The following is a 23,240-nucleotide window of genomic DNA, read 5'->3' on the forward strand; positions in this document are numbered from 1 at the left end:
TGGCGGCCTTCCCGCAATTCGCTTTTGAACGGACCTACGCCATGGCCCTGCGCGCCACCATCTACAAGGCCGACCTGAACGTCGCCGATACCGATCGCCATTATTACGGCAGTCACGGGCTTACCGTGGCGCGTCATCCCTCGGAAACGGACGAGCGGATGATGGTGCGGCTGGCGGCGTTTGCGTTGCATGCGCAGGAGGAGCTGTCGTTCACGAAGGGGCTGAGCGATACCGATGAGCCGGACCTGTGGGTGAAGGACCTGACGGGCGAGATCAAGCTGTGGATCGAAGTGGGCCAGCCTGAAGAGCGCCGCATCCTGCGTGCCTGTGGCCGGGCCGACGAGGTGATCGTGTACTGCTATGGCGGTTCGGCCAGCAAGATCTGGTGGGACGGCGTGCGCAACAAGCTGGAACGCACGCGCAACCTGAAGGTGATCAACCTGCCGGCCGAGCAGAGCCGGGCGCTGGGCCAATTGGCCGAACGCACGATGCAGCTGAACGCCAATATCTCGGACGGCGTGGTGTATTTTTCGGCGGCCAAGGGCGAAGTCACCCTCGAACCCGAGGTGTGGCGCTGAAATAAGGGCCGGGGCTTGCGTTTCGGAACAGGGCGGGCTTAATATGACGATCATCATATTTTTGGCGCCCCGATCATGTCTGCCTCCCGCAAGGAACAATCCCACGAACGCATCGTCGATGCGGCGGCGCGCGCGATCCGCCGCGCTGGGTATTCCGGGGTAGGCGTCGCGGACGTCATGAAGGAAGCCGGCCTGACGCACGGCGGCTTCTACGCGCATTTCCCTTCGCGCGACGCGCTGCTGGCGGCGGCGATGGAGCGTGCCGGCCAGGATGGCGCGGCGCGCCTGTCCCAGAACATGGCGCGCCGCCGCGCCGAAGGCGCCAGCCCGTTGCGCGCCTGGGTTGAAGCCTATCTCAGCGACGCGCACCTGGCCGGCTGCGAGCGGGGTTGCCCCGTGGCGGCGTTGGCCTCGGAAATTCCCCGCCAGTCGGACGACGTGCGCGAGGTGGCGGCCAGCCGGGTGCAGCGGCTGATGGAAGCCGTGCAGCAGGTGCTGCCCGCCGAGGCCGGCGAACACGCGGCTGCGGCGGTGCTCAGCACCCTGGTCGGCGCGTTGCAACTGGCGCGGGCGTTGGGGGACAACCCGCGCGGGCGCGCGGTGCTGGCCTCTGCCCGCCAGGCGGTGCTGGACCAGTACGACCACGAGGCTGCCGCAACGTCTCACTGATTCGATTTCCCCGGCCGCACTGCGCGGCCGTTTTGCTGCCCATAAATATGATGCTCATCATATTGTGATTTACCGAAGTCCCTACATTCACATCAACGCCTCCTCAGGAATGCGCATCATGGAACTGAAAAACGCCGTTGTTTTCATCACGGGCGCCAATCGCGGCCTCGGTCTGACTTTTGCCCGCGAGGCGCTGGCCCGGGGCGCCCGCAAGGTCTACGCCGCCGCGCGCGATCCGTCGGCCATCACGCTGGAGGGCGTGGTGCCGGTCAAGCTGGACGTGACGCGCGCCGAAGACGTGGCCGCCGCCGCCGAACTGGCGGGCGACATGACGCTGGTGATCAACAACGCAGGCATTGCGGACTTCGGCGGTTTTCTCGCGCCGGGCAGCGTGGAGTCGGCGCGCCGGCATCTGGACGTCAACCTCTTCGGCCCGCTACTGGTGTCGCAGGCCTTCGCGCCGGTGCTGGCCGCCAACGGCGGCGGGGCGATCCTGAATGTCCTGTCGATCGCCAGCTGGGTAAACAGGCCGATGCTGGGCGTGTACGCGATGAGCAAATCCGCCGCGTGGGCGCTGACGAACGGGCTGCGCCAGGAGCTGCAGGCTCAGAACACGCAGGTGCTGGGCCTGCACATGGGCTTCGTGGACACCGATCTGACCAAAGACATCGATGCGCCCAAGTCCTCGCCGCAGGCCATCGTGGCCCAGGCGCTGGACGCGCTGGAGGCGGGCGAGCGCGAAGTGCTGGCCGACGAGCTGACGCGCCAGGTCAAGCAGGGCCTGACCGCCAACCCCGCCGTCTATCTGTAAGCGGGGACCGGACAGCCATGCGTACCCCCACAACTTCCGCTGGCGCCAGGGCTGCGGCGGTCAGCCTGACCGCAACCGGCGTCGCCCCGTCCCGTCCCGACGCGCCACAGACCTCGCCCTGGCCCGTCTTCTGGATCGCCAGCATCGCAGTCTTTCTGGTGTCGCTGGACAGCACCATGCTGTATGCGGCGTTCGGCGCGCTGCGCGAAGGGTTTCCGACGGCCTCGGCCGCGGACATGTCCTGGGTCCTGAACGCCTATACGGTGGTCTTTGCCGCCATGCTGATCCCCTCGGGCGGACTGGCCGACACGCATGGCCGCAAGCGCATGTTCATGGGCGGGGTGCTGCTGTTTCTGGCGGCGTCGGCGGCCTGTGGGCTTGCCGCCACGGAACAGTGGCTCATTGCCGCGCGCGTGCTGCAGGCGGTCGGCGCGGCGCTTTTGACGCCGGCATCGCTGTCGATCGTGCTGGCGGCCTTTCCGGCGTCGCAGCGGTCCGTGGCGGTGAGCCTGTGGGGCGCGGTGGGCGGACTGGCGGCGGCCGTCGGACCGAGCCTGGGCGCTTTTGTGGTGGACGTGGCCGGCTGGCCCTGGGCGTTCTACATCAACCTGCCGTTGGGCGCGGTGTCGCTGTGGTTCGGCGCGGGCCTGCTCAAGGAATCGGTCAAGCCCGACGCGCGGCGGCGCGTGGATGGGGTGGGCATGGCGTTGCTGATGGTGGGCGTGGGCGCGGTGGCCCTGGCCATCGTGCAGTCGGAGTCGCCAACGTGGCAGCGCGGCGAACTGGCGGTTGCGGCCGCCGTGGGCGTGATGGCGCTGATCGCGTTCGTGGTCTGGGCGCGCGTGACGCCGCACCCGCTTGTCGATCTGGCGCTCTTCAAGCATCGGACGTATCGCTACGTGAACCTGGCGACGCTCAGCTTCGGCATCGCCTTTGCCATGATGTTCTTTGCGTTCTTCTTCTACATGACGGGCGTCTGGCACTACAGCCTGCCGCGCGCGGGGCTGGCGGTCACGCCCGGCCCGCTGCTGGTGATGCCGACGGCGATCATCACCGGCCGGCTGGCGGCGCGGATGGGGCATCGGCCCTTCCTCGTGGGCGGCGCGCTGGTGTATGCGGCCAGCGGGTTGTGGTTCCTTCTGGTGCCGGGCGCGGAACCGGCCTATATGCGCGAATGGTTGCCCGGACTGCTGCTGAGCGGCATCGGGGTGGGCATGGTGCTGCCGTCGCTGTCCGGCGCGGCGGTGAACCGGCTGCCGGCGCAGCATTACGCGGTGGGCAGCGCGGTCAACCAGGCGACGCGCCAGATCGGCGGCGTGCTGGGTGTGGCGGTCACCGTGGTGCTGCTGGGGCATGGCGCCGCCAGCCATGCGGATTTCTCGCCCATCTACCTTGCGCATGTGGGATTGGCCCTGCTTACCGCCTTGCTGTCCCTGCCGGTGGACACGCGGCCAAAAACCGCTTGAGCGGGCAGCGGGCAGCGGGACGACGCCACGCCGGCAGTGCGGAACTCGGCAAACGGTCACTCGGAGATCAACCCGCCGAAATGATGCAATTTTGGTGCGGAACGTGACAGAATGTCAGCCACCACGCGCTGGCCGGCTGTACCGGTGAATTCCGTATTGATCAGGTTTCGAAATGCCCGCTTCCGGAGATGCGTCCCCCATCCCCCCGTCTGGCCCCGACGCGGCCGGCGCGCCACGCGAACCGGACGGTCCGCTGGACAGGTTGGCGCGGCTGGCCCAGCGCACGATTGGCGTGGACATGGCCGTCATCGCGTGCACCGACGCCGATGGCGCGTGGCGGGCGGTGGCCGGCGCCGCGCCGGGGCCCGCGCCATTTCCCTGGTCCCTCGACCATCCGGTGCGCGCCGCCGATGGCCGCCTGCTCGGCACGCTGCGCCTGCTGCACAACCAGACGCGCCGCCTGTCGCCCGACGATCAGCAAACCTTGCAGGATCTGGCGGGCCTTGCAGCCACGGCCATTGAAAAGCGCCATGCGCTGGCCTGCGAGCGTGCCGACGAAGATACCTGGCGCGACGAAGCCCGCAAGCTGTCGCTGGCCATCGCCGGCAGCGGCACTGGCGTATGGGACCGCAACGTGTTGACCGGCGAGATCACCTATTCGCCGGGCTGGAAGGCCTTGCTCGGTTACAGCGAAGCCGAGCTCACGACGCGCATCGAAGACGCCTACACCCGCCTGCATCCGGACGACCTGGACTATGTTCGGGCCGCCATGCAGGCGCACTTCGATGGCAAGACCGAGAGCTACGAAGTCGAGCACCGCATCCGCTGCAAGGACGGCAGTTACAAGTGGATCTGCAGCCGCGGCAAGGTGGTCAGCCGCGACGAAACGGGCCGCGCGCTGCGCATGATGGGCACGACCACGGACATCAGCACCCTGCGCGCCATGTCCGAAAGGCTCAAGCGCACCGCCGATCTCGTCGTCAACCTGACCGACGCCGTGCCCGGGCTGGTGTTTCAATGCCGGCCGGTGCCGGAGGGCGGTTCGTGGTTCTCGTATGTCAGCGCGGGCATCTGGGACATGTTCGAGCTCACCGCCGACGACGTGCGCGCCAACACCACTGCCATCGAACAGCGCATCCATCCCGACGACCTGCCGGCCTACCGCGCGTCGCTGCAGGCTGCGGCCGCGGCGCAGATGCCCTGGCATCTGGAATTCCGCGTGTGCCTGCCGCTTCAGGGCGTGCGCTGGCGGCAGGGCGATGCCAGCCCGCGCCGCGACGCCGACAACGGCGTGGTCTGGCACGGCTTTGTCACCGACATCACCGACCGCAAGCGGGCGGAACTGGAATTGCGCGAACTGGCCGCGACCGACGCGCTGACCACCTTGCCCAACCGCCGCCACTTCATGTCGCGCATCGCCGCGGAGCTGACGCGGATAAAGGGGCAGGGCGGTCAGGGGGCGGCCGTGCTGATGTGCGACCTGGACCACTTCAAGCACATCAACGACACCTGGGGCCACGCCATCGGCGATGGTGTGTTGCAGCATTTTGCGAACATGCTGCGCGCCCAATTGCGCGAAATCGACCTGGTGGGCCGCATCGGGGGCGAGGAGTTCGCGGTCGTCCTTCCGGACACCGACTTCGAACGCGCGCACGTGTTTGCCCGCAACGTGCAGCGGCGGATCGCCGACACGCCGTATTCCACGGGCGGGTGCCCCATCCCGCTGACGGTCAGCATTGGGATTTCCGCGCTGCACAACAACGACGACGATGCGGGGCTGGCGCTCAGCCGCAGCGATCGCGCGTTGTATTACGCCAAGCAGCGGGGACGGAATCGGATCGAGTCGGTGTTTTCCCGATAGAACAACCGCCGGGACCATTTGTTCCATTGACCGTACATTAGGACACCCCTAGAGTTCCCGTCATGGGAACCTCATTGCCACTTCCGAAATACCACCAGATCTATCTCGTCCTGCGCGAACAACTGCAGGAGGGGCGGTTCGACCAAGACGGCGTGCCCGGCGAGCATGCGCTGGCGGACCAGTTCGACGTCGCGCGCATCACGATTCGCAAGGCGATGGAAATGCTGGTTGCCGACGGCCTGGTGTCGCGCCGCCCCGGCCTGGGCACGTGGCCCCTGCGCGGCGCAGCCGCCGCGCACAGTGCGCCGGCGCCCGATTCGCAGCAGAAGGCGCACCTGACCGGCCTGCTGGAAAACATCGTCAACATGGGCTTGCGCACGTCGGTGCAGGTGCTGGACAGCACGCTCGTCTATGCGCCGCCGTCCGTGGCCGACGCCTTGCATATCCCGCCCGGCACCCCCGTGCACAAAAGCCTGCGCGTGCGCAGCACCGATGCCGGGCCGCTCTCGCATATCACCACCTACGTGCCGCAGTCCGTGGCCGATTTCACGCGCGAAGACCTGGAACGCGAACCCCTCCTGATGCTGCTGGAAGCCGCGGGGGTGGAATTCGGCGGCGCCACGCAGACGATTTCCGCGCGCCTGGCCGATGCGCAGGTCGCGCGGCTGCTGGACGTTGCGGTCGGTTCGGCGTTGCTGGCCGTCACGCGTCTGGTGCGCGACGTGGGCGACCGGCCGGTGCAATTGCTGCAGGGCCTGTACCGGCCCGACCGCTACCAATATCAGTTGCAGCTATCGCGCGTCGGCAGCATCGACGCCAAGGTCTGGGTCAGCGAAGAGCTGTCGGCCCAATTTCATTGAACCCCTCGGAGATCCGCCCATGAATTCGCGCCGCACTTTCCTCTATCAATCCGCCGCCGCGGCGGCCCTCGTGTCCGCCCCGTGGGTGGCCCGGTCGCAGGGCGCCGCGCCCATCAAGGTCGGCGTGCTGCACCCGGTGACGGGCGCGCTGGCGTATTCCGGCCAGCAATGCCGCCTGGGCGCGCTGCTGGCCATCGAGGACATCAACAAGGCGGGCGGCATCAAGTCGCTGGGCGGCGCGCCGCTGCAAGCGGTGCTGGGCGATGCGCAGTCGCGTCCCGAGGCGGGATCGGCCGAAGTCGAGAAGATGAACGAGGCGGGGGTGTCGGCGATCGTGGGCGCGTATGCCTCGGCGATCTGCCTGGCCACGACCCAGACGGCCGCCAAGTACAACCTGCCGCATGTCGTGGACGTGGGCGTGGCCGACCAGATCGTCGAGCGTGGCCTGAAGAACACCTTCCGTTTTGGGCCGGGCTACCGTGCCTGTAGCGAACGCGCCATCCTGGACCTGGCCGCGCTGAACGACGCCGCCGGCAAGCCGGCCAAGACCGTGATGATCGTGCACGAGGACTCGCTGTTCGGCACGGGCACCGCCGCGCTCCTGTCCAAGTCGCTGCCGGAACACGGCTTCGAGGTCAAGGAAGTCGTCAAGCACCCGAACCCGACGCGCGACTTCAACAACATCGTGCTGCGCATGCGGTCCGTGAATCCCGACATCGTGATCCCGGCCAACTACTACAACGAATACGCCTTGCTGCTGCGCGCCATGAAGCAGCAGAAGGTGCAGCCCAAGGCCATCTACTCGGTGCTGGGCGGCGCAGCCTCCAGCTACAAGTTCCTGAAGGAATTTCCGGACATCGCCAACGGCATCATCGACTGCAATCACTGGTTCAACCCGAAGGATGCGCGCGTCGCGCCGCTGAAGGCCCGCGTGGAAGAGAAAGGCGCGTACTTCAGCTACGAGGTCTTCATGACCTACACCGCGATGTTGCTGCTGGCCGATGCGCTGGAGCGCGCCAAGTCCGCCGACCGCGCCGCGATCATCGAGGCGCTGGCGTCCAGCACCTTCCAGGACAACCTGATGCCCTATGGCCCGACCAAGTTCGTCAATGGCCAGAACACCGGGGCGCAGCCGCTGCTTACGCAGGTGATCGGCGGCGACATCAAGGTGATCTTCCCGGCCGAATACCGCCAGGCCGATGCCGTGTTCCCGCTGAAGGCCTGACAAGACCCATGCTCGATCCCGCCATCCTCTTTTCCTCGGTGCTGAACGGCCTGACGACGGGCGCGGTGTACGCGCTCATCGCCCTGGGCCTGACCCTGATCTACGGGGTGCTGCACATCATCAACTTTGCCCACGGCGCGGCGCTCATGGTGGCGCTGTACGCCGTGTACCTGCTCAAGGACCGGCTGGGCATCGATCCCTATGCCGCCTTGCCGCTGGTGGTGCCCGGCATGTTCGTGCTGGGCTACGCCTTGCAGCGCGTCGTCATCAACCGCGCCAGCCACGGCAAGGACGAGAACATCCTGCTCGTGACGCTGGGCCTGGCGATCGTGCTGGAGAACCTGGCGCTGGTCTGGTTCAAGTCCGACACGCGCAGCATCGACACCGCGTACACGCTGTCCACGGTCGAGATCGGCCCGGCGATGATCGCGCTGCCCAAGGTCATCGCCTTCTGCGGCGCGCTGGCGGTGGCGGCGGTGCTGTTCTGGATCATCCGCAGCACCGACCTGGGCCGCGCCATCCGCGCCGTCGCCCGCGAAAAGCAGGGCGCCAAGCTGATGGGCATCGACGTGGAAAAGGTCTACGCGGTGTCGTTCGGCATCGGCATGGCCTGCCTGGGCGCGGCGGCGTGCTTTCTGCTGCCGGCCTACTACGTCAATCCGCAGGTGGGCAGCGGCTTCGTGCTGGTCGCCTTCACCATCGTGGTGCTGGGCGGCATGGGCAGTTTCGTGGGGGCGCTGGTGGGCGGACTGCTCATTGGCGTGGTGGAGTCCATCGGCGGCCTGTTCCTGGGCGACTCGCTGGGACAGATGGGCATCTTCGCGATCTTCATCGCGGTGCTGCTGTTTCGCCCGCAGGGGCTGTTCGGGGCGAGGGGCTGAGCATGAAACGGGATCTTTTCGCTATCGCGCTATTCGGGGTGGTGCTCGTGGCCGTGGCCGCGCTGGCCCAGTCGGGCGTGCTGCTGACGTTCGTGATGATGTCGCTCTACGCGGCGCTGCTGTCGCAGGCCTGGAACATCCTGGGTGGGTACGGCGGCCAGCTGTCGTTCGGGCATGCGCTCTTTTTCGGCGTGGGCGCGTACGCGCAGGCGCTGGGCCAGTTGAACCTGGGCCTGAACCCGTGGCTGGTGCTGCCCATGGCAATTGCGCTGGGCGCGCTGGTCGGCGTGGCGGTGGGCGGGCTGACGTTCCGCTACGGGCTCAAGGGTTCGTACTTTGCGCTGGTGACGCTGGCATTTGCTGAAGTATTCCGCATCCTGGCGCTCTCGGCCTCGTTTACCGGCGGCGGCGTCGGGCTCATGGTGCCGCTGCAGGAAGGCGTGGCCAACATGCAGTTCGGCTCGCGCCGCGGCTACATCTACCTGCTGCTTGCATTCGTGCTGCTGGCGCTGCTGGTGACCGCGTGGCTGCGTCATTCCCGCTTCGGCGCCTACCTGCAGGCCGTGCGCGACAACGAGGACGCGGCGCGCGCCATCGGCGTGAATCCGCTGCGCGTCAAGCTGGGTGGCATCGCCCTGTCGGCCGCCTTCATGAGCGTGGCCGGCGCCTTTTACGTGCAGGTCTTCCAGTACATCGACCCGGGCATCGCCTTTGGCTCGGCCGTGTCGGTGGAGGCCCTGGTGGGCGCCATCGTGGGCGGCATGGGCACCCTGTGGGGGCCGCTGCTGGGGGCGGTGACGCTGCATGCGCTGGCCGACCTGACCCGCAACCTCTTCGGCGAGCTGCCGGGCATCAGCATGGTGATCTACGGCGCGGTGCTGATTCTGATCGTGATGTTCATGCCGCGCGGCATCACCGGCGGCGGGCAGTCGCTTGGCCGCCTGTTTGGAATGAAGGAGCGCGCCCGTGTCTGACATCCTGCTTCAAGCGCGCAATTTGTCCATCACGTTTGGCGGCCTGAAGGCCGTGCAGGACGTGAGCCTGGATGTGCGGGAAGGCTCGCTGACCGCGCTGGTCGGACCCAACGGCGCCGGCAAGACCACGCTATTTGGCCTGCTGTCGGGTTTTCTGAAGCCCGGGTCGGGCTCGGTGCACTTCGCCGGCCAGGACATCACGGGCCAGGCGCCGCACGAATCCGCGCGGCTCGGCCTGACCCGCACTTTCCAGATCGTGCAGCCATTCGGCGCGCAGACCGTGCGCCAGAACATCGCCGTGGGCGCGCATCTGCGCCTGGCGGACCGCGATGAGGCGCTTGCCTCGGCCGAGGCCGTGGCCGCGCGCGTCAACCTGCAGGCCTCGCTGGACAAGCCGGCGGCGGACCTGACGGTGGCCGGACGCAAGCGCCTGGAACTGGCGCGCGCGCTGGCCACGCGGCCGCGCCTCTTGCTGCTGGACGAGGTGCTGGCGGGCCTGAACCCCAGTGAGATCGACGAGATGATTCCGGTGGTGAAAAAGCTGGTGGACGATGGTGTCACCGTGCTGATGATCGAACACGTGATGCGGGCGGTGATGAGCCTGGCCGAGCATGTGTGGGTGCTGGCGCAGGGACGCCTGATCGCCTCGGGCACGCCCGGCGAGGTCACGCGCGACCCCAAGGTCGTGGAGGCCTATCTGGGCCACGGCGCGGCGGCGCGGCTTGCCGCGCAGGGAGCGCCGGCATGAGCGCGCTGCTGGAGGTCAAAGGCTTGCGGGCGGGCTACGGGCGCATGGAAGTGCTGCGCGGCGTGGACCTGGATGTGGGCGCGGGCGAGATCGTGGTGCTGCTCGGCAGCAACGGCGCGGGCAAATCCACCCTGAACAACACGGTGTGCGGCCTGTGCCGGCCGTGGGGCGGCACGGTGCGCTTCGAAGGCCAGGACCTGACCGGCCGCCACTACCGTCAGGTGGTGCAGGCAGGCCTGATCCAGGTGCCCGAGGGCCGCCGCGTGTTCCCGAACCTGAGCGTGAGCGAGAACCTGGAACTGGGCTCGTTCACCCGGGCGCGCGAACGCCGCGCGCAAAACCTGGACAAGGTGCTGGACATTTTTCCGCGGCTGCGCGAACGCCTGGATCAACTGGCGGGCACGATGTCGGGCGGGGAACAGCAGATGCTGGCCATCGGCCGCGGCCTCATGGCCGAGCCGCGCCTCTTGATCCTGGACGAACCCTCCCTTGGCCTGTCGCCGTTGATGGTCGAGGAACTGTTCGGCCTCATCAAGCGGTTGCATGGCGACGGACTGGCTATTTTGCTGGTCGAGCAGAACGTGGGCCAGTCCCTCGAAACCGGGCAGCGGGCCTATGTGCTGGAAAACGGCGCCGTGCGCTACAGCGGCAGCTGTCCCGACCTTTTGGCCAGCGACGACGTGCGCCGCGCCTATCTGGGGATGTAATCATGGCCCAGCCTCAAACCCTGGCCCAGAAGCTGATCGCCGCCGCCTGCGGGCGTGAGACGGTGGCCGAGGGCGAAATCGTGACCTGTGCAGTCGACCTGGCGATGTTCCACGATTCCAGCGGCCCCCGGCGCCTGCAGCCCATGCTGCAAGAGCTGGGCGCCACGTTGTGGGACCCGTCCCGCATCGTGCTGGTCATCGACCACTACGTGCCGGAATCGGACGACGAATCGCGCCGCATCGTGCGCATCGCGCGCGACTGGGCCGCGGAGCAGCAACTGCCCAACGTGTATGACTCGGTCGGCATCTGTCATGTAGTCGTGCCGCAGCACGGCCACATCCGCCCCGGCATGTTCTGCGTGGGCGGCGATTCCCATTCGCCGACCGGCGGCGCGTTTGGCGCGTATATGTTCGGCATCGGCAGCACCGAAATGCTGGGCGTGGCGGTCACCGGCCAGATCTGGGTCAAGGTGCCCAAGACGCTGATGATGCACTGGCGCGGGCAACTGGCGGCCGGCGTCACCGCCAAGGACATGATGCTGCACATGATCGGCCGCTACGGCATGAACGGCGGGCGCTACCAGGCGGTGGAATTCTGCGGCGAGGCAGTGCGCGCGCTGTCCATGCAAGAGCGCATGACGCTGTCGAACATGAGCGCCGAGCTGGGCTCGCAGGTGGGCCTGATCGCCCCGGACGAGACCACCGCGGCCTATCTGCGCGAGGCGGGCGTGACGGCGGACCTGGACCTGGCGCGCTGGCAGAGCGACCCGCAGGCCGACGCCGAATGGCACGAGTTCGATGCCGCGGCGCTGGCCCCGCAGGTCGCCGCGCCGCACAGCCCGGCCAACGCGCGCGGCGTGGACGAATACAACGACGTGCCGGTTCAGGTGGCGTATATCGGCGCCTGCACCGGCGCCAAGCTGGATGACCTGCGCGCCGCGGCCAGCGTGCTGCGCGGCCGCCGGCTGGCGGACGGCATGCAGCTGATGGTTGCGCCGGCCAGCCGGGTGGATCAGGAACAGGCCGACCGTGAGGGCGTCATGCAGGTGCTGCGTGACGCCGGGGCTCAGGTGCTGGCCACGTCCTGCGGCGCCTGTGCGGGCTATGGCGGGTCCATTCCGGACGGCGCCAGCGTCATTTCCACCACGGCGCGCAATTTCAAGGGGCGCATGGGCTCGGAGACCGCGCAGGTCTACCTGGCTTCGCCCTACACGGTCGCGGCGTCGGCCGTGGCGGGCCGCGTGGCCGATCCCCGGGAGTTCCTGGCATGAACGCAGACACCACGACGCACCGCGTCTGGCGCGTGGGCGCGGACATCGACACCGATGCGCTGGCGCCGGGCGCCTACATGAAATTCGGCATCGACGAGATCGCGCGCCACTGCCTGCAGCGGGTCCGGCCCGACTTTGCCGGCCAGGTCCAGCCCGGCGACGTGCTGGTGGCCGGCCCCAACTTCGGCATCGGTTCGTCGCGCGAGCAGGCGGCCGCGGCGCTTGTGCGCCTGGGCGTGGCCGCCGTGATCGCGCCGTCCTTCAACGGCCTGTATTTCCGCAACGCATTCAACGTGGGGCTGCTGCTCCTGACGTGCAGCCAGGCCGACACCCTTGCCGAGGGCGAAGGCATCACGTTCGACCCGGCCGCCGGCCGCATCGGCCGTCCCGGCGGCACGCCCGCCGAACTGCACTGCGAGCCCGTGCCCGGCTTCCTGCTTGACATGGTGCAGGCCGGCGGACTGCTGAATCTGCTGAAACAGCGTCAAACCTCTTAGGAACAACATCATGCTTGACCCCGTTACCCTGGCGGTCCTGAAGGGCCGCCTGGAACAGATCGCCGACGAAATGGACGCGACGCTGTATCGCAGCGCGTTCAATCCCATCATCGCCGAGGCCCATGACGCCTGCCACGGCATGTACGACGCCGCCACCGGCGCCACGCTGATCCAGGGCAAGTCGGGCCTGCCCGTCTTCGTGGGCGCGATGGCGTTCGCGGTGAAGGCGGCGGCCAAGGCTGCGGCCGGCCGTGGCGGCATGGTGGATGGCGACGTGTGGCTGTTCAACGATCCGTACGAAGGCGGCACGCACGCCAACGATTTCAAGCTGGTCAAGCCTGTGTTTCGCGGCGGCAAGCTGTTCTGCTTCCTGGCGTCGGCGGCCCACTGGCATGACGTGGGCGGCGCGGTGCCCGGCAACTACAACCCGGCCGCCACCGAATGCTGGCAGGAAGCGGTGCAGATCCCGCCCGTGCGCATCGTGCGCGCCGGCGTGCTGGACCAGGACGTGCTGGCCATCCTGAAGGCCAACACGCGCCTGCCCGACAGCCTGTGGGGCGACCTGAACGGCCAGCTCGCGGCGCTGGAACTGGGCGCGCGCCGGCTGGACGGTCTGCTGGACGAATACGGCGACGCCACGGTGCTGGAGTCCCTGGACACCCTGCGCGAACGGGCGCGCCGCCTGATGCGCGATCACATCGCCCGGCTGCCGGATGGCGAGTACGCCTTTGAAGACATGCTGGACAACGACGGCGTGCGCGACGCGCCGCTGCGCATCGCGCTCAAGCTCACCATCGCCGGTGACCGCCTGGGGCTGGACTTCACCGGCACATCGCCGGCCTGCGCGGGTCCGGTCAACATCTCGCGCGCCACCGCCATCGCGGCCTGCTACGTGGCGCTAAAGCACCTGTTCCCGGATGTCCCCGCCAATGCAGGGGTGCTGGATGCGGTGGAGGTGACGCTGCCGGACGGCCTGGTGATCTCGGCCGACCGTCCGCGTCCGGTGGGCGGCTACACCGAAACCATCCTGCGCATGATCGACGTGATCTTCTGCGCGATGGCCCAGGCCGCGCCGGACCGCGCGATGGCGCAGGCCTACGGCACCATCAACGCGCTGTCGATCGCCGGCTACCGCAGCGACGCCGCCCGCAAGGGCCAGCGCTGGGTGATGTTCAGCTTCTTTGGCGGTGGCCACGGCGGGCATTCGGACGGCGACGGCCTGAGCCACGGCAATGCGCCGATCTCCACCGCCACCATTCCGCCGCTGGAAATTCTGGAAGCGGCGTATCCGGTGCGCTTCACGCAATGGGCGCTGCGTCCGGATTCGGCGGGCGATGGCGCGCATCGCGGCGGCCTGGGCGCCATCTATGAAATCGAATTGCTGGAAGACAGCGCCGAGGCGTTCATCTTCGGCGAACGCGGCCGCAGCGCGCCCAAGGGCATCGCGGGAGGCGGCCAGGCCGCGCTAAATGTTTTTCGCTATCAGCAGGACGGCCAGTGGCTGTCCCCGCCCATGAGTTCCAAGATGCTAGGCATCCGGCTGCAACGCGGCGACCGCGTGCGCCTGGAAACCCCGGGCGGAGGCGGCTATGGCGATCCCGCGCGGCGTGACCCCGCGGCGCGCGAGCACGACCGCAAGATGGGCTATGTGGGTGACATTCAGAAGGAGCAGTCGGCATGAGCGCGGCGCAAGGTTTGGTGGTGGGCGTGGACGTGGGCGGCACGTTCACGGATCTGTTCGTGCTGGACGAGGCGGGCGGCAGCGCCCGCGTGGTCAAGGTGCCGTCGACCCGCGGCGAGGAAGCGCGCGGCTTCATGAACGGCATTGCCCGCGTGGCTGACGGCGCGGGCGACATCGCGACGATCGTGCACGGCACCACCGTGGGCACCAACGCACTGCTGGAGCGCAAGGTCGCGCGCACCGGCATCATCACGACCGAGGGCTTTCGCGACGTGCTGGAAATGCGCCGCCGCGACCGGCCGCAGACCTGGGGCCTGCGCGGCAACTATGAACCCGTGGTGCCGCGCGATCTGCGCCTGGAAGTGCGCGAGCGCGTGCTGGCCGATGGCGCGCTGCACACGCCCGTGGACCTGGACCAGGTCGAGGCCGCGGCGCGCACGCTGCTGGCGCAAGGCTGCGAGGCGGTCTGCGTGTTCTTCGTGAACGCCTACGCCAATCCCGTCAACGAGGCCCAGGCCGCCGCGCGCGTGCGGTCCATCTGGCCCAACGGCAACGTCACCGCCGCCACCGAGGTGCTGCCCGAGATCCGCGAGTTCGAGCGGTGCTCGACGGCGGTGCTGAATGCCGCGCTGCAGCCCGTGGTGGGCAGCTACCTGACGCGGCTGGAGTCCGATCTGCAGCAGCACGGCTTCCAGGGCGAACTGCTGGTGGTGCAGAGCAATGGCGGCGTGATGTCGCGCCAGACGGCTTGCGACGTGCCCGTGCGCACCGCCTTGTCGGGGCCGGCGGCCGGCGTGATCGCTTGCGCGGCCATTGCCCGCGCCGCGGGCTTTCCCAATGTGGTCACGGGCGACATGGGCGGCACCTCGTTCGACGTGTCGCTGGTGGCCGAGGGCGAGGCCTCGCTGTCGGCGCAGACCGCCATCGACTTCGGCATGGTCGTGCGCGCGCCGATGATCCAGATCGAAACCATCGGCGCGGGCGGCGGCTCGATCGCCAGCGTCGACGCCGGCGGGCTGCTGCAAGTCGGCCCTGAATCCGCGGGCAGCATCCCCGGCCCGGCCTGCTATGGCCGCGGCAACACCCGGCCCACCGTCACGGACGCCAACGTGCTGCTCGGCCGCATCGCCGCGCACCGCCCGTTGGGCGGCGGTCTTCTGGCCAAGATGGACGTCGACCTGGCGCGCGCCGCCATCGAGGAACACGTGGCGCGTCCGCTGGGCCTGGACGTTCACGCGGCCGCGGAAGCCATCCTGACGGTCGCCAACGCCAAGATGGCTGGTGCGATCCGCGTCGTGTCGATCGAGCGCGGCCACGATCCGCGCAAGTTTGCCTACATGCCGTTTGGCGGCGGCGGCGCGCTGCACGTGTGCGCCATGATGAACGAGGTGGACGCCGCCCACGGCATCGTGCCGCGCTACCCCGGCGTGACGTCGGCGCTGGGCTGCGTCATGGCCGACATGCGCCATGACGGCGTGCAGACACTGAACGTGGCGCTGGATGCGCTGGACGCGGCCGACCTGCTGGCCCGAATCGACGGGCTGGCGGACGCCTGCCAGCAGCGCCTGGATTCGGCGGGCGTGTCGTTCGAGGGCATCCGCGAAAGCATCGAGCTGGACATGCTGTACGTGGGCCAGAGCCACACCGTGCGCGTCGAGGTGGGCCGCGCGGACCTTAGCCGCGAGGGCATTGCCGCCGCGTTCGACCGCGCCTACCAGGCCGCCTTTGGCCGCAGCCTCACCGGCATTGCGATCCGTATCCTGAACCTGCGCTACGCGCGGATCGGCCAGCGTCCCAAGTTCGATCTGGCCCTCTTGGCGCCCACCAGCACAGCCATGCCCGCGGCGCTGGGCACGCAGGCAGTCTTTCATGCCGGGCAATGGCACGATGCGGTGCGCTACGCGCGCCTGGACCTGCCGGTCGGCGCCGAGGTGGCGGGCCCCGCCATCCTGGAACAGCCCGACACCACCATCTGGATCGAGCCCGGCTTTGCGGGCCGGGTCGATTCCCTGGGCAATCTGCTGATCGCCCGGACTGCATCGTAGGAGCCCGTCATGCACGCCTTCGATCCCCGCACGACCGCGCTGGTCATCATCGATCTGCAGAACGACTTCCTGGCGCCGGGCGGCGCCTACGACCGCGGCGGCGCTGTCAGCCCGCAGGCCAGGGCCTTGCCCGCGCGGGTCGCGCCCGTGGCCCGCGCCCTCAAGGGGCAGGGCGGTTTCGTGGCCGCCAGCCAGTTCACGCTGTGGCCCGATGCGCATGGCGAACCCATGATCTCGCCGCATCTCAAGCAGCTGCGCCCGTTCCTGCGCCGTGGCGATTTCGTGGCCGGCTCATCCGGACAGGCTAATGTGGCCGAGCTGGACGGGCTGGTCGACGTATCGGTCTGGAAGGTCGCGTATTCCGCCTTCTTCAACACGCAGCTCGACTGGGTGCTGCGGCGCGCGGGCATCTCCAGCGTGGTGGTGGCCGGCATCGTCACCAATGGCGGGGTCGCCAGCACGGTGCGCGATGCCCACATGCGCGACTATCACGTGACGGTGCTGGCCGATGGCTGCGCCGCGCCGACACCCGCCATGCACGAGGCCGCGCTGGCGGACCTGCGCACGGTGGCCGAGGTGGTGTCGTGCCAGGACCTGCTGGACAGGCTGGCATCGTGAGCGCACCCGTCGTCAGAAGGGGCGAGGCGCCCGGTGCGGACGCCATGCACGTGCCGGTGGCGATCATCGGCGCGGGCGCCTGCGGCCTGACCGCGGCGCTGCGTCTGGCCAGCGCCGGCATCGAGACGGTGCTGATCGAACGCGATGCCGTGCCCAGCGGATCCACGGCGCTGTCTTCCGGGTTCATTCCCGCGGCCGGCTCCGCGGTGCAGCGCGCCGCAGGCATCGAGGACGACGCGCAGCGCTTTGCCGCCGACATCCAGGCCAAGGCCAACGGCACGGCCTCGCCAGCCCTGGTGGCCGCGTACACCGGCGCGGCCGCCGCCGCCATGGACGCATTGGCCGCGCACGGGTTGCGCTTCGAGGTGCTGGACGGCTTCCTGTATCCGGGACACACGGCGCGGCGCATGCACACGCTGTCCGAGCGCACCGGCGCGGCGCTGGTCGCCGCCCTGGAACGCGCCGCCACCGGGGCAGGCGCCTACCTGCTGACGCGCGCGCTGGCCCGCGAAATCTGGACGGACGACGAAGGCCGCGTGTCGGCGGTGGGCTGCGAACGCCCGGACGGCTCGGTCGACGTGATCGGCTGCGATGTCCTGATCCTGGCCTGCAACGGTTTTGGCGGCAACGCCGCGATGGTGGGCGAGTACCTGCCCGCCATGCGCGAGGCCGTCTACGGCGGCCATGCGGGCAACGACGGCAGCGCCATCCAGTGGGGCACGCAGCTGGGCGCGCGCCTGGCGGACCTGGGCGGCTACCAGGGCCACGGCTCCTGGGCCACGCCACAAGGCGCGCTAATTTCCTGGGCCGTGATGATGGACGGCGGCGTGCAGATCAACCGCGAGGGCCGGCGCTTTCACGACGAGACGCACGGCTATTCCGAGGCCGCGGTCCACGTGCTGGCGCAGCCGGACTCGGTCGCCTGGAACGTCTTCGACGACCGCACGCTTGCGCTGGCGCGCGGGTTTCCCGACTTCGTGCAGGCCGAGCAAGGCCAGGCGCTCAAGACGTGCGCCGGCGTGCCCGAGCTGGCCGCGCTGATCGGCTGCGATCCGCTCGTGCTGGGCCAGACGCTGGATGCGGTCCGCCCCGGCGCGCCGGATCCGCTGGGACGCCGCTTTGAACGGACCCTGCAGGCGCCGTACCACGCGGTCAAGGTGACCGGCGCACTCTTTCACACACAAGGCGGACTGGACATCGACGCGCAATGCCGCGTCCTGGACAACGCCGGCCAGGCGCTGCCCAACCTCTTGGCCGCGGGCGGCGCCGCCCGGGGCGTTTCAGGCAACGACGTGTCGGGCTATCTGTCCGGCAACGGCTTGCTCAGCGCGGTTGCCGGCGGCCATATCGCCGCGGCCACGGCGGCGGCGCTGCTCGGGCGCCGCCTGGATTAGGAACCCAAGATGCAAACACAGAACCTGAAAGCGCAATTGGCGGCCGGCACCGTGCTGGCTCCCGGCGTCTACGACGCCTTGTCGGCGCTGATCGCCGAGCAGGCGGGCTTTTCCGCGCTGTACCTGTCGGGCGCGTCCATCGCTTACTCGCGGCTGGGCCGCTCGGACATCGGCCTGACCACGTACACCGAGGTCGAGGACACGCTGGCCCGCATCGCCGAGCGCGTGTCGGCGGCCGTGATCGTGGATGCCGACACGGGATTCGGCAACGCGCTGAACACCCAGCGCACCGTGCGCGGCTTCGAGCGCGCGGGCGCGGCCATGATTCAGCTCGAAGACCAGACCTTTCCCAAGCGCTGCGGCCACCTGGACGGCAAGAGCGTGATTCCCGCTGCCGAGATGTGCGGCAAGCTGCGCGCCGCCGTGGACGCACGCGTCAATGCGTCGACGCTGATCCTGGCGCGCACCGACGCGCTGGCGTCCGAGGGCCTGGAGGCGGCGCTGGACCGCGCCGAATCCTATCTGGAGGCTGGAGCGGACGCGCTCTTCATCGAAGCGCTGCGCTCGCCGGAACAGATGCGCGCGGCCTGCGACCGCTTCGCGGCGCGCGTGCCGCTCTTGGCCAACATGGTGGAGGGCGGCAAGACGCCGGTGCAGGACGCCGGCGCGCTCGCCGCCGTGGGGTTTCGCATCGTGATCTTCCCGGGCGGCACCGCGCGCGCCGTCGCGCATACGCTGCAGGGCTACTACGGCAGCCTGCGCCAGCATGGCACGACGGGGCCGTGGAAGGACAGCATGCTGGATTTCGACGGGCTGAACGACGTCATCGGCACGCCGGAATTGCTGGCGCAGGGGCGTCGGTACGAAGGCTGAACGCCTGCGCGGGGGCCGCCGGTCAGCGGCTCAGGCTCAGCGCGGCGTGCGCTGGTGGGGCACGAGCGGCGGCACGGGCCGGCCCGCGATCAATTCCCAGAAGTCCGGCAGAAAGCACTCGGCCACCAGCAACGGCTGGCCTTGGCGCCAGAACACCGAACGGCGCGCCCAGATGCGGCCGGCCTGCAGCGCGCGGGCTTCGGGCGGCAGAACGTCCGAGGCAGTGGCATGGAACGGCACGGGCGACGCCAGACGGCGGCATGCGAACGGCGACCGGATGACCGTGCTGTCGTGATACAGCATGTCGGCCAGCGGCCGGGTCAACAGGCGCCGCATCCCTTGCCAGGCGCCGTGCGAGGCCGTCAGCGGCGTCAGGCTGCGCGCCGGCACGCTGTCCACGCCGTTCACCGACATCAGCACTTCGCGGATCCACACGGGCGCACCCGGCGCGATCTGCATCGCGCGCGCCTCGTCGGCCGGCGCGCCGTCGGCGTACTCGGCCAGCACCCGCAGGCGCACTTGCCCGACCTGGCGCAGGCCAGCGGTCAGCGCGCCGGGCCGGAACAGCCAGTGGCGTTGGGCGGGGGACAGAAGGGCCGGGGCTTGCGCCAGCCAGCCGGCGGCGAGAGGGGGGCGATGGGCTGCGGGTTTCGTCATGGCTGCGTATTATGCCAAGCCCCGCGGCAAGGCCGTCTGCGTCGCAATGCCGCAGGACCGGGGCAGGGCAGCCGGCCCGCATACAATACCGCCCATGGAAAAAGTACGTATCTCCAAGCTCATGTCCGAGCGCGGACTCTGTTCCCGCCGCGAGGCGGACAGCTATATCGAGCGCGGCTGGGTCCGCGTCGACGGCGTCGTCGTGTCCGAATTGGGCGCGCGCGCCTATCCCGACCAGGTCATCACGCTGGAACGCGCCGCGCACGCGCGCCAGACCTCCCGCGTGACCATCCTGATCAACAAGCCCGTGGGCTATGTGTCCGGCCAGGCCGAAAAAGGCTACACGCCCGCCGTGGCCCTGATCGATTCACGCTCGCGATTTGCCGGCGACCGCGCCCCGCAGCGTTTCGAACGCGCCCATCTGGACGGTCTGGCCGTCGCCGGCCGCCTGGACATCGATTCGCAAGGGCTGCTCGTCCTGACGCAGGACGGCCGCGTCGCCAAGCAACTGATTGGCGAAGACTCCACCATCGACAAGGAATATCTGGTCCGCGTTCAGGGCGAGCTCTCCGACAACGGGTTGGCCTTGCTGAACCACGGCCTGTCGCTGGACGGCAAGCCGCTCAAGCGCGCCCAGGTGCGCTGGCAGAATCACGATCAACTGCGTTTCGTGCTGCGCGAAGGCAAGAAACGCCAGATCCGCCGCATGTGCGAAATGGTGGGATTGAAAGTGATCGGCCTGAAACGCGTGCGCATCGGCCGCGTCGCGCTGGGTGATCTGCCGCTGGGCCAATGGCGCTACTTGCGCGACGACGAATCGTTTTGAGCCGGTGCTCGCCAGCCGGGTGCGCCCGTCTTTCTGCTAAGCCCGGTGTCAGACACCCTGGCGAAACACCTCTCGCAGCATTGGTCACCTCACCCGACAACACTTGTCGGCGGCCGAAGGATTTTTCAGTCTGTTTCGGCCTTAGCCGCGTTTCATGAAAGCAGGCGTATCCTTCGCTTGCCAGTGGCTGCCCAGCCGCTCCATCAGGAACTCGATGAAGATCCGGGTCTTGGCGGGCAGCAGGCGCGTCTCGGTGACGGCGTGGACCGGAAACGGGCCAAGCTGCCAGTCGGGCAACACGCGCTGCAACTGGCCGGACTGCTGTTCCGCCAACTGACCTCCCACCAGCACCGCAATGCCCGCGCCCAGCATGGCCAGGCGGCGGGCCATGGCGACGCCGTTGACGGAAAACCGGTTGCCCGGCGTGAACTCGATGTGCTGTTCGCCATTGGTGAGCGGCCAGCGCGTCACGCGGCCGGCGCCTTCCGCGCGGAACTCAATGCACTCGTGCCGGGTCAAGTCGCTGGGATGCTTCGGTTCGCCGTGCTTTTCCAGGTATTCGCGCGAGGCATACAGGTAGGCAGGCAGCATGCCCAGCAATCTTGCAATCTGGGTCGAGTCGGGCAGGTCGCCGATCTCGATCGACACGTCGCAGGTCTGGAACACGCGCGAAGCGTGGTCCGGGTTCGCGAGGTCCAGGAAAAACGTCACATCGGGATAGCGCCGGGAAAACTCCATGAACGATTCAGCCAGGAAGTCCGTGCCGAAGTCCGCGGGCATGTTCACCCGTAGCGGTCCGGCCGGCGTGTCCACCAGCTTCTGCAGTTCTTCATGGGCGATCTGCGCCTCGGCCACGATGCGCTGGCAGCGTTCGAAATACAGCCGCCCGGCGTCGGTCAGTTCCACCTTGCGCGTGGTGCGGCTCAGCAGCCGCAGCCCCACGGACCGCTCCAGTTCGGCCACCTGGCGAGACAAGGTCGACTTGGGAACGCCCAGCGTTGCCGCAGCGCGGCTAAAACTGTTTGTCTTGGCGACCTCGACGAAGAGTTCCATTCCCTGTAGGCGTTTCATGACGGAATTTTGTCACAGTGCGGATCGGACAATTGTCCCATAAATGGAATGATGTTTTCTCTTCATGCCCCTTTGTTTCTAAAGCGGGATAACTCAGAATGCGAGTTCTGCAATGCAGCAATGCGATAAACGTCCAGCCTTGCGTGTTCCACGCGAATCCACCCAGGTCGAACGCCGCGGACCGCGCCAAGACGGTCTGACGGGCTGATGTTCTTCGCAGAATCGCCCCAGGCAAACCGGCCCCTCCAGGGCCAACAGGCACGCGGCGCTTGCGCGGCGTGGGGCTACCTTTATTGAAATCGGGAATGCAATCTATGAATAAGAAAAGCGCTATGTGGCGCGGCGCGGCGGTCTTCGCGCTGACGGCATCGGCTCTCACCCTGGCCGCTTGCGGCAAGAAGCAAGAGGCGCCCCAGGCGGGCAAGCCGCAGGTCACGGTCGTCACCCTGGCGACGCAGCCCGTTTCCCTTACCACCGAACTGCCTGGCCGCACGTCCCCATTCCGCGTGGCCGAAGTCCGCCCGCAGGTCAACGGCATCGTCCAGAAGCGCCTCTTCACCGAGGGCGGCGAGGTCAAGGCGGGCGAACAGCTCTATCAGATCGATCCCGCCCTCTACCAGGCCAACGTCGACAGCCAGAAGGCTGCGCTGGCCCGCGCCCAGGCGCAGCAGAAGACGGCCGCGCTGCTGGCCGAGCGCTACAAGCCGCTGGTCGCTACCCGCGCGGTCAGCCAGCAGACCTACGACAACGCCGTCGCCTCGCGCGACCAGGCCGCCGCCGATGTGCTGTCGGCCAAGGCGGCGCTGGACACGGCCCGCATCAACCTCGTCTACACCAAGGTGCTGTCGCCCATCGACGGCATCATCGGCCGCTCCGCGGTCACCGAAGGCGCGCTCGTGACGGCCAATCAGACCAGCGCGCTCGCCGCGGTGCAGCAGATCGACCCGATCTACGTCGACCTCACGCAGTCCAGCGTGCAATTGCTGCGCTTGCAGGATGCGCTGGCCAGCGGCCAGCTGCAAAAGGCGGATGGCGAGCAGGCCGCGCTGGTCACGCTGACGCTGGAAGACGGCTCGCAATACAAAGAGACCGGCAAGCTCCAGTTTTCGGAAGTGACCGTGGACCCGGGCACGGGCTCGATCACGCTGCGCGCCGTGTTCCCCAATCCGGACCGGCGCCTGTTGCCCGGCATGTTCGTGCGCGCGCGGCTCGCTGACGGCGTTGCGGCCGACGGCCTGCTGGTGCCGCAGCGAGGCGTGACGCGCAACCAGCGCGGCCAGCCGACCGCGCTGGTCGTCAACGCCAAGAACCAGGTCGAATTGCGTGACCTGAAGACCGACCGCGCCATCGGCGACAAGTGGCTCGTGACGGACGGCCTGGCCGCCGGCGACCGCGTGATCGTGGAAGGCCTGCAGATGGTGCGCCCCGGCGTTGAAGTGGTCGCCACCGAGGCCAGCGCCAAGGCGCCGCAGCCGCAGCAGCCGCAAGCTGCCGGCGCCGCGCCGGCCAAGCAGTAATCAGGGAGCC

At 68.5% G+C, this 23,240-nt stretch carries 22 protein-coding genes; 20 read left to right on the top strand and 2 right to left on the bottom strand.

Annotated elements, in window-relative coordinates; all coding sequences use genetic code 11:
• Positions 1-41: 41 nt before the first annotated feature.
• The 18 genes from HV786_RS11220 to HV786_RS11305 all read left to right on the top strand — a co-directional run bounded on the left by HV786_RS11220 (position 42) and on the right by HV786_RS11305 (position 19,159).
• Positions 42-578 carry a YaeQ family protein gene (locus HV786_RS11220; RefSeq protein ID WP_062840943.1) on the top strand — a complete coding sequence of 179 codons (537 nt, stop codon included), beginning with the start codon at positions 42-44 and terminating at the stop codon, positions 576-578.
• 75 nt (positions 579-653) lie between these two features.
• Positions 654-1,247, top strand: coding sequence for a TetR/AcrR family transcriptional regulator (locus HV786_RS11225; protein WP_175210865.1), 594 nt, complete (start codon positions 654-656; stop codon positions 1,245-1,247).
• Between the two features lie 118 nt (positions 1,248-1,365).
• Positions 1,366-2,058: an SDR family oxidoreductase gene (locus HV786_RS11230; RefSeq protein ID WP_128828111.1), complete on the top strand. Its 693-nt coding sequence runs from the start codon at positions 1,366-1,368 to the stop codon at positions 2,056-2,058.
• Between the two features lie 17 nt (positions 2,059-2,075).
• Entirely contained in the window at positions 2,076-3,524 is a 1,449-nt protein-coding gene (locus HV786_RS11235) for an MFS transporter (RefSeq protein WP_128828112.1), read from the top strand.
• Positions 3,525-3,696: 172 nt separating this feature from the next.
• Positions 3,697-5,385 carry a sensor domain-containing diguanylate cyclase gene (locus HV786_RS11240; RefSeq protein WP_175210875.1) on the top strand — a complete coding sequence of 563 codons (1,689 nt, stop codon included), beginning with the start codon at positions 3,697-3,699 and terminating at the stop codon, positions 5,383-5,385.
• 62 nt (positions 5,386-5,447) lie between these two features.
• Positions 5,448-6,245, top strand: coding sequence for a GntR family transcriptional regulator (locus HV786_RS11245; RefSeq protein WP_056316452.1), 798 nt, complete (start codon positions 5,448-5,450; stop codon positions 6,243-6,245).
• Positions 6,246-6,264: 19 nt separating this feature from the next.
• Complete coding sequence (locus HV786_RS11250; RefSeq protein WP_128828114.1) at positions 6,265-7,470, top strand: ABC transporter substrate-binding protein; 1,206 nt, start codon at positions 6,265-6,267, stop codon at positions 7,468-7,470.
• 8 nt (positions 7,471-7,478) lie between these two features.
• A complete protein-coding gene (locus tag HV786_RS11255) occupies positions 7,479-8,351 on the top strand; it encodes a branched-chain amino acid ABC transporter permease (protein ID WP_056316458.1) in 873 nt (290 codons plus the stop codon).
• 2 nt (positions 8,352-8,353) lie between these two features.
• Positions 8,354-9,325, top strand: coding sequence for a branched-chain amino acid ABC transporter permease (locus HV786_RS11260; RefSeq protein WP_128828115.1), 972 nt, complete (start codon positions 8,354-8,356; stop codon positions 9,323-9,325).
• Positions 9,318-10,073: an ABC transporter ATP-binding protein gene (locus tag HV786_RS11265; protein WP_175210877.1), complete on the top strand. Its 756-nt coding sequence runs from the start codon at positions 9,318-9,320 to the stop codon at positions 10,071-10,073. Before HV786_RS11260 ends, HV786_RS11265 begins: the two co-directional genes overlap by 8 nt.
• A complete protein-coding gene (locus HV786_RS11270; protein WP_175210879.1) occupies positions 10,070-10,780 on the top strand; it encodes an ABC transporter ATP-binding protein in 711 nt (236 codons plus the stop codon). Before HV786_RS11265 ends, HV786_RS11270 begins: the two co-directional genes overlap by 4 nt.
• A gap of 2 nt (positions 10,781-10,782) precedes the next feature.
• A complete protein-coding gene (locus HV786_RS11275) occupies positions 10,783-12,051 on the top strand; it encodes a 3-isopropylmalate dehydratase large subunit (protein WP_175210881.1) in 1,269 nt (422 codons plus the stop codon).
• The gene (locus HV786_RS11280; protein WP_175157294.1) at positions 12,048-12,548 is read left to right on the top strand and encodes a LeuD/DmdB family oxidoreductase small subunit; all 501 of its coding nucleotides are present in this window, start codon (positions 12,048-12,050) and stop codon (positions 12,546-12,548) included. Before HV786_RS11275 ends, HV786_RS11280 begins: the two co-directional genes overlap by 4 nt.
• Before the next feature lie 10 nt (positions 12,549-12,558).
• Entirely contained in the window at positions 12,559-14,229 is a 1,671-nt protein-coding gene (locus HV786_RS11285) for a hydantoinase B/oxoprolinase family protein (RefSeq protein ID WP_128828118.1), read from the top strand.
• Positions 14,226-16,274, top strand: coding sequence for a hydantoinase/oxoprolinase family protein (locus tag HV786_RS11290; RefSeq protein WP_175210883.1), 2,049 nt, complete (start codon positions 14,226-14,228; stop codon positions 16,272-16,274). The genes HV786_RS11285 and HV786_RS11290 overlap by 4 nt, the downstream gene beginning before the upstream one ends.
• 9 nt (positions 16,275-16,283) lie before the next feature.
• Positions 16,284-16,892: a cysteine hydrolase family protein gene (locus tag HV786_RS11295; RefSeq protein ID WP_175210885.1), complete on the top strand. Its 609-nt coding sequence runs from the start codon at positions 16,284-16,286 to the stop codon at positions 16,890-16,892.
• The gene (locus tag HV786_RS11300) at positions 16,889-18,286 is read left to right on the top strand and encodes an FAD-dependent oxidoreductase (protein ID WP_175210887.1); all 1,398 of its coding nucleotides are present in this window, start codon (positions 16,889-16,891) and stop codon (positions 18,284-18,286) included. The genes HV786_RS11295 and HV786_RS11300 overlap by 4 nt, the downstream gene beginning before the upstream one ends.
• 9 nt (positions 18,287-18,295) lie before the next feature.
• A complete protein-coding gene (locus HV786_RS11305; RefSeq protein ID WP_175210889.1) occupies positions 18,296-19,159 on the top strand; it encodes an isocitrate lyase/PEP mutase family protein in 864 nt (287 codons plus the stop codon).
• A gap of 36 nt (positions 19,160-19,195) precedes the next feature.
• On the opposite strand, the gene HV786_RS11310 is transcribed toward HV786_RS11305, so the two are convergent.
• On the bottom strand, positions 19,196-19,816 hold the full coding sequence (locus HV786_RS11310) for a chorismate--pyruvate lyase family protein (RefSeq protein ID WP_175210891.1): 621 nt from the start codon (positions 19,814-19,816) through the stop codon (positions 19,196-19,198).
• A 94-nt stretch (positions 19,817-19,910) separates the two neighbouring features.
• On the opposite strand from HV786_RS11310, the gene HV786_RS11315 reads away from it, so the two are divergent.
• Positions 19,911-20,642, top strand: coding sequence for a pseudouridine synthase (locus HV786_RS11315; RefSeq protein WP_062840884.1), 732 nt, complete (start codon positions 19,911-19,913; stop codon positions 20,640-20,642).
• 141 nt (positions 20,643-20,783) lie between these two features.
• Here HV786_RS11315 and HV786_RS11320 read toward each other — a convergent pair whose 3' ends face one another.
• Positions 20,784-21,695 (bottom strand): LysR family transcriptional regulator, encoded by a 912-nt coding sequence (locus tag HV786_RS11320; protein ID WP_062840885.1) that lies wholly within the window; start codon positions 21,693-21,695, stop codon positions 20,784-20,786.
• Positions 21,696-22,027: 332 nt separating this feature from the next.
• Here HV786_RS11320 and HV786_RS11325 point away from each other — a divergent pair, with 332 nt between their 5' ends.
• Positions 22,028-23,230, top strand: coding sequence for an efflux RND transporter periplasmic adaptor subunit (locus tag HV786_RS11325; protein ID WP_056316490.1), 1,203 nt, complete (start codon positions 22,028-22,030; stop codon positions 23,228-23,230).
• The last annotated feature ends 10 nt before the right edge of the window (positions 23,231-23,240 follow it).

Origin of the sequence: Achromobacter mucicolens (assembly GCF_902859725.1) — a bacterium.
Lineage (GTDB): Bacteria > Pseudomonadota > Gammaproteobacteria > Burkholderiales > Burkholderiaceae_B > Achromobacter > Achromobacter mucicolens.